We start from the raw sequence: 6,681 nt of genomic DNA on the forward strand, positions 1-6,681 counted from the left end.
TTGCATTTGGTCAATCGGCGCTATTGCTGGAGACGCTGACTTGGTATTGGCAACCTCAGCAGGATGACGGATGGATTTGTTGAAACACTGATTTCACAGATTTATTGTCCAGATGCGGGTAGGGGGTGAACCCTTAATTACACTGATTACACTGAAAGGTTGGTTCTCTATCAAGGGAGGATTATTACGATTGTGTTAGTTATGGGAGATATATCAATGACTCAGAAAAATTTATTATCTCGAATTTCTATTGACCCAAATATTTGCTTTGGCAAGCCTTGCATTCGCGGACATCGCATTTGGGTGTCTCTCATCCTTGATTTTCTTGCCAGTGGTATGACAATTGACGAGATTCTTGAGGACTATCCTAGTTTAGAACCAGATGACATTCTTGCTTGTCTTACTTACTGGCGTGACATCGGCTTGTAGTAAGGGCTTTAGCCCTATATTCTGTTGGGTTTCCTGTCGTCAACCCAACCTACAACTTTAGCCCTATATTCTACAAAACAAGTACCATTCGATTGAGGAGACAGATGAATGACGGGAAAACAATTATCCTTATTTGATCATAACGGCGATGAACTGCCTCTAGAACCCTTAGACTTAGAGACGACAGAAAATGAAGATGATCAAACGCCAGCCGATGCTGAATTATTAACCATTCGCTTATTCAAAAATGCGATTCAAGAGGCACAAGGAAATCAACGCGATCGCATCTTAGCATCCTTTGCCACCAATGTCTTGCCCTCTATGATTCAGCAGTTAGTGGGGGTAACCGCTAAGGGGGGTCAATTTACTGAAGATAGACGGGTACAAGGGAAGAATGTTGACCGGAGTAAAGAGGATCAATCGTTTACCTCACACCTGCTGAATGGCTTGTTTCCCACCTATCGAATTCTCAGGATACTGAAAACCGAGAGTAAACAAACTAATCCAGTTAAACGGAATTGCACTGAAACTGAAATTCGCCTATTTATCGCAGCCTATCTCTTACATGACTTTGATAAGTTTCCTGATTATCCTGACTGGCTAGAACAATCAGATCGTAGATTCCCAAATCGCAACTGGCGAGAAAATCCACCCCATAAATCAGACGCGCCGGATTTTGGACGGGGATATGTGGCGCAAAAGATTCATGATTTTGGCTTAACTGGATTCCTGGGTGATCACTGGGAGTCTCACCTTGATGATATTGTTTGGTTGAGTCATAATGCTGGAGTGAAATGGGATGCGGATTTAGGTCTAGAATGTCGCGGGTTAACGCCGAAATTAGATGGACGAATTCGAGGAACGCTGGCAAGTTTAGTCAGACTCTCGGATTTATTCGCCTCTGTGATTAAGCATCCTAGAGATATTGACAATAATGGATTATTTACGGAACTTCAGAGTCTGAGTAATGGACAGCTTCAGTTTCGCTATCACGCCCTTGCCGATAATCGGGGCGTTCTCACTAATATTATCAACAATGCTTTAATGGATGTTCATCCGAGTGACTATTATACACCCTTATTGTATTTACCCGATGGGGTGGTGTATTTAGCCAAAGCTGATGCACCCGCGATTGATACCCATAAGATTTCAGCACAGGTGATTGCCAAGATTCGCCAATTTTGTGCCGAGAGGTTGCAGCAGAAATCTACGGGGTTTAGTCGGGATGGTAAGGGATTTAAGTTTGCTGATTACTATTGGCTATTCTTTGATGCACCCGGATTAATGCAGGTGAGTATTGACGCGGCGTGCCGACTTATTCCTAGTACCAAAACCTCCTCCGCGAAAAAGCGCAGTGATAGTTTAGTTAAGTTCAAGAATCAGGGGGATTTACCCGATACTATCCCGGTTGAATTCGACGCCGATTATCGGATTGATCGGTTAGCTGAATTTGGGGATATACTCTGTCGAGGAATTTGGCAGAAATGGCGCGATCGCGTCCACCAAGTCCACAAGTCAAAACCCAAGGCACAGCGCCAAAGTTTGCCGGATTTAGATTTAACTCAACAGTTAGCCAAATTCTTAGGATTAGCGGCAATAATTCCTAATATAAAAGCGATTCAATCCCTGAAAAAAACCGGAGGGGTTCCCCTAGATTGGTATTATATCGCCGCACAGTATATTCAACAAACCAAAGGGTTAGATGAGAACCAGTTGCGCCAGACAATGGTAGATATGGTGAGTCAGGCGACGAGTTTAATTCAACCTATAATTGCCACTGTGACAATTCCCGATGGTTGGCAGGATTTGCGAACCTATATTAGTCGAGTGGTGACGTTACCAACGGGTGCGGTGACACCACCAGAGGTAAATCCGTTCTTAGTTGAACTTAACCGTTACCGCGCCGCCAAAGTAACTGGAAGAGGGCGAGAAAATGTCTGTGCCATGTCCAGTTCGGCTTATACAGTAACGGAACAAATGGAGTCAGCCACGTTATTTGCGCCGCAAGTCTATAGTAATCGCCAGATTTTATTTAACACTCAGGCGGCGAAGCGACAAATTTGTTCAATTTGGTCAATTGAACTCATGTTGCGGCAAATTTTGATGAATCAAACCAATGCGACGGGGGCAGATTTTGAGGGGCGGAAGTATCGCTATCTCTATCTTTATCCAGCCTACTTTTTTACCCCAGAAACGAATAAATTTTTACACAAGGCTTACACCTGGATGGCTAGAACTCGCTTTGATGCCGATATTCGTAAGCATTTGATTCGGGATAAGCAGGAGGCGCGGTTTACAGCGGAGAATTATCAACAGGTGGATTCCCTGTTGATTCAACCCGATTTACAGCCGGAAAATGACCGCACGTTTAAACTGAATTATCCGGAAGATCAGCCGCTAACCTTCTTTTTCCTAGCGTTACCACCGGGAAGGGATGCTACAGATATTGAATCCTGGATTATGCCAGCTTGGTTAACCTTTGCTTTACCATTAATTCTGGATGTGAAAGCCGTAGCGTCTGAATCTCCGGTTCCGCCATTTATTAGTGGGGCTGATTTTGAAAAGACGGCTATCTTGGATGGCGAACATCAAGCGATTCGGTCTTTAGTCAGAGACAGTGAATACCGCTTAGATGGTATTTTACCCCGTCCAGTAACACCGCGCTTATTTTCTCCTTTAAATGCCTTAAGTGCCGCCTATTGTATTCACTTAGAAGCGAATCGCAAGAAAGATGGCAACCCAGATTGGGGGAAATTAGCAGCATTAGCGCGAGATTTGGACAGTGATCCGCTTTATGTCTTCCACTATCTGAGTAAATGGTTACGCAAACAGGAGAAACTGGATACTCCTCCCGTTAGCAAAATCAAACTCTATCTCGATTTTTACCATTATTTTGACCCAGAAGGAGAAGCTGTGAACGAACTGCGAGAATTGACTCGACTCTACCGTATATTTTATCGTGCCAAGCGTCCCTCAGCTAAAGCCAATGCCATTCTTAAACCTATTGATGAGGCGGCGGATGTGATTTTAAAGATTGACAAGGCACTAATTACTAATAGCGATTCACAAATCAATCAGGAGGTGTTAATTGATGTTATAGCAGCGCGTTTAGCTACATTAATGAAGAATGTCCGCCGACGTGCGGCTGAAGGGAAACCCACCCTAGCGTTGGTGGATGGTAAATGGAAACCTGCCCTAAATTTTGAAGCCGAACGTCAAGCTGTACGGGAGTTTTCTGATTATTTTGTCGAGGTGATTTTTGCCAGGAAATTTAAATGCGATCGCGCCCGTCTTGCCGGAACTCAGTTAAACTTAATTCGGGATACCTGTGAGTACCTTTACCGCCTCGCTGATGACCAAGAACGCCAGGAACGCAAGCAAGATGAACCGGAAGAGGTTCCGGAGTTAGATACAGAATCTGTTCCCTAATCAATTTTTGTTCACTCAATCATCTGGAGTAAAAATCATGCCCTTTCTCAAGACTATCGATTCCCAATTCTTTCACCCAGAAATCCCCGCCAAACCCATGGGCAAATATGCTCATTTTATTACCCTTCGCGTTACCGAATCCTATCCCCTGTTTCAAACCGATGGCGAATTAAATAAGGCACGAGTGCGGGCGGGAATTGAACAAAAGGAAACCATTAGCCGTCTGGCAATGTTCAAGCGCAAACAGTCCACCCCAGAACGTTTAACTGGGCGCGAATTGTTGCGGAACTACAAAATTGGCGACTGGGAAACCTGCGATTATAACGTTAATTTTAGTAAGACAACCCCAGATTGTATTCTCTATGGTTTTGCCATTGGCGATGCAGGTTCGGAGAAATCTAAAGTTGTCGTTGATACGGCGTTTTCGATTACACCCTTTGATGAATCTCACTTCAATTTTACCCTAAATGCCCCCTTTGAAAACGGCACCATGAGTCGGAATGGAGAAGTCACCAGTCGGATTAATAGCCAAGATCATATCTTACCCCAAGTCTTTTTTCCCAGTATTATCACCTTAAAAGATCCCACCGAAGCCGGATTCCTGTATGTGTTCAATAATATCCTGAGAACCCGTCACTATGGGGCGCAAACCACGCGCACGGGTCGAGTTAGGAATGAACTGATTGGTGTCATCTTTGCCGATGGAGAAATTGTCAGTAATTTACGCTGGACACAAAAGATATATGATCTGATGAAACAGGCAGATCAAATTCAACCCCCTGATCCGCTAAATGAAGATGAGGTTAACGCCGCCGCCAGCCAAGGAATGAGTGAGTTAATGGCACAAGAATATATTCCCCACACTGATTTTATCGGCGAATCATTGTTACCCCTCTTAGCAGAAGTTAAATCAATCACCAGCAATGAGACACAACTTATTGCCATGTTGACTCAAGCCAATGCCGAATCATCAGCATACTCAGAAAAATACATTGCTAAAGCCAATAGCAAGACCAAAAAATCCACGGCAAAATCCAAGTAATTATGGCTCTAATTTACCGCTGTCAGCTAGAGTTGCATGATAGCCTCTATTATGCCACTCGTGAAATTGGGCGACTCTATGAAACTGAACCGATTATCCATAATTACGCCCTCTGTTACGCCTTAGGATTAGTGGATAGTTCTGTTTATGGGACAACTGTTGCCCCAGACAAGTCCTATGGTTACTTTTGTGGCGAACAAGTTCCCAACTATCAGGAACATTTAATCCCTCTCAATGCCCAGGGAATTTATATTACACCAGGGCGAGTCATTCACCATAGCGCGGTTCTCAACACCTGGAAATATGCCAACAATAACTATCATGTTGAGATGGAGAAAACCCAGAAAAATATCCCCAGTTTTGGCAGAACCAAAGAGATTGCCCCAGAGAGTCAATTTGAATTCTTTGCCATCTCACCAAAGCCGTTAAGATTACCCAAGTGGATTCGTCTGGGGAAGTGGATGAGTAAAGCTGAGGTAAGAATAGAACAACTGGCTACTCCTCAACTGATGGAGGGAGAATTCACATATCCTTATCCCCTGAATCCCCTAGATGTGATGTTTACCCATCGCGTCATCAGTTATGACGTGGTGAATATGTCCCCGGTTAGTTTAATTCGGAATGTGCGAATTCAGGGGCAATATTATCAGGTGAGTGACAGGAAACCTTTCTTAATTCCGGCACAAATGCAGTATCAATTTCAGGGGAGTTAATTGGTTTCATGATGATAACGTAGGTTAACCTAGGTAAGGGTACGGCAGTGCCATGTCCCGACAAAGATGTGGCACCGGAACATCTCGATAAATTGGTTATTGTGTCGGGGCGGGTTTAGGGACTCAATTCAACTATTTACCGATAACTTCTCAACAAAATCCGCCCTCCCCACTGATAAATGAACTCGATTTTCCACGAACCTAATTTTATAGATCCCCCCTAGCCCCCCTTCAAAAGGGGGGAACCGGATTTTAAGCGGGATGCGAGGCGGATCTCAACGTGAAACCCTAACCATTCATTTACAGGTAAAACTAATGAATAATACCGATTACATTCCCATCGCCTCTCTCAACCAATATTCCTACTGTCCCCACCGTTGCTGGCGGATGTTTTGTGCGGGAGAATTTATTGAGAATTACTATACCATTGATGGCACCAGTTTACACGATCGCGTCCACACTTTAGGTGAAGCGCAACGGGAAGAAGTCTGGCAAGTGCGGGCAATTTGGCTGAAATCTCAACAGTATCACTTAATCGGTAAATCGGATTTAATTGAATCCGAATCTGGTGAACTCTATCCCGTGGAATATAAACGGGGGCGGAAAGGGGAATGGGATAACGATGAATTGCAGGTGTGCGCCCAGGCGTTATGTTTGGAAGAAATGACCGGACAATCGATTCATCAGGGTTATATTTATTATGCCCATTCCCATCAGCGACAATTCGTGGAGATTTCCGATACATTGCGACAGGAAACCCTGGATACGATTGCATCCGTCACCAAGTTACTAGAAACCGGAGAAATGCCCAAACCGATTTACACCAAACGTTGTAAAGGATGCAGTTTTCATCCTCAATGTTTACCCCAAGCGGCTAAAAAAGTGGGGCGATATCGGGAGGAGGAATGATCGGCTTGGCTTGCTTGTAGTCGGCGCTTTAGCGCCGCTAAATAAGAGGACTAAAGTCCTCACTACTAACACCAAACTCCTCACGACTAACAGATGGATAACTTGCTTGCTTGTAGTCGGCGCTTTAGCGCCGCTAAATAAGAGGACTAAAGTCCTCAC

5 protein-coding genes are annotated in these 6,681 nt (G+C 44.3%); all 5 read left to right on the plus strand.

Features of this window, described 5'->3' with window-relative positions; all coding sequences use genetic code 11:
* The first annotated feature begins 216 nt into the window (after positions 1-216).
* The 5 genes from ACLFWI_RS24025 to cas4 all read left to right on the plus strand — a co-directional run bounded on the left by ACLFWI_RS24025 (position 217) and on the right by cas4 (position 6,522).
* Complete coding sequence (locus tag ACLFWI_RS24025; protein WP_446415020.1) at positions 217-429, plus strand: DUF433 domain-containing protein; 213 nt, start codon at positions 217-219, stop codon at positions 427-429.
* 108 nt (positions 430-537) lie between these two features.
* The gene (cas10d, locus tag ACLFWI_RS24030) at positions 538-3,858 is read left to right on the plus strand and encodes a type I-D CRISPR-associated protein Cas10d/Csc3 (RefSeq protein WP_446415021.1); all 3,321 of its coding nucleotides are present in this window, start codon (positions 538-540) and stop codon (positions 3,856-3,858) included.
* 37 nt (positions 3,859-3,895) lie between these two features.
* Positions 3,896-4,900, plus strand: coding sequence for a type I-D CRISPR-associated protein Cas7/Csc2 (gene cas7d, locus ACLFWI_RS24035; RefSeq protein ID WP_446415022.1), 1,005 nt, complete (start codon positions 3,896-3,898; stop codon positions 4,898-4,900).
* A gap of 2 nt (positions 4,901-4,902) precedes the next feature.
* The gene (cas5d, locus tag ACLFWI_RS24040; protein ID WP_446415023.1) at positions 4,903-5,613 is read left to right on the plus strand and encodes a type I-D CRISPR-associated protein Cas5/Csc1; all 711 of its coding nucleotides are present in this window, start codon (positions 4,903-4,905) and stop codon (positions 5,611-5,613) included.
* Between the two features lie 315 nt (positions 5,614-5,928).
* Positions 5,929-6,522 (plus strand): CRISPR-associated protein Cas4, encoded by a 594-nt coding sequence (cas4, locus tag ACLFWI_RS24045; protein WP_446415024.1) that lies wholly within the window; start codon positions 5,929-5,931, stop codon positions 6,520-6,522.
* The last annotated feature ends 159 nt before the right edge of the window (positions 6,523-6,681 follow it).

Source organism: Coleofasciculus sp., from assembly GCF_046539235.1.
GTDB lineage: Bacteria > Cyanobacteriota > Cyanobacteriia > Cyanobacteriales > Coleofasciculaceae > Coleofasciculus.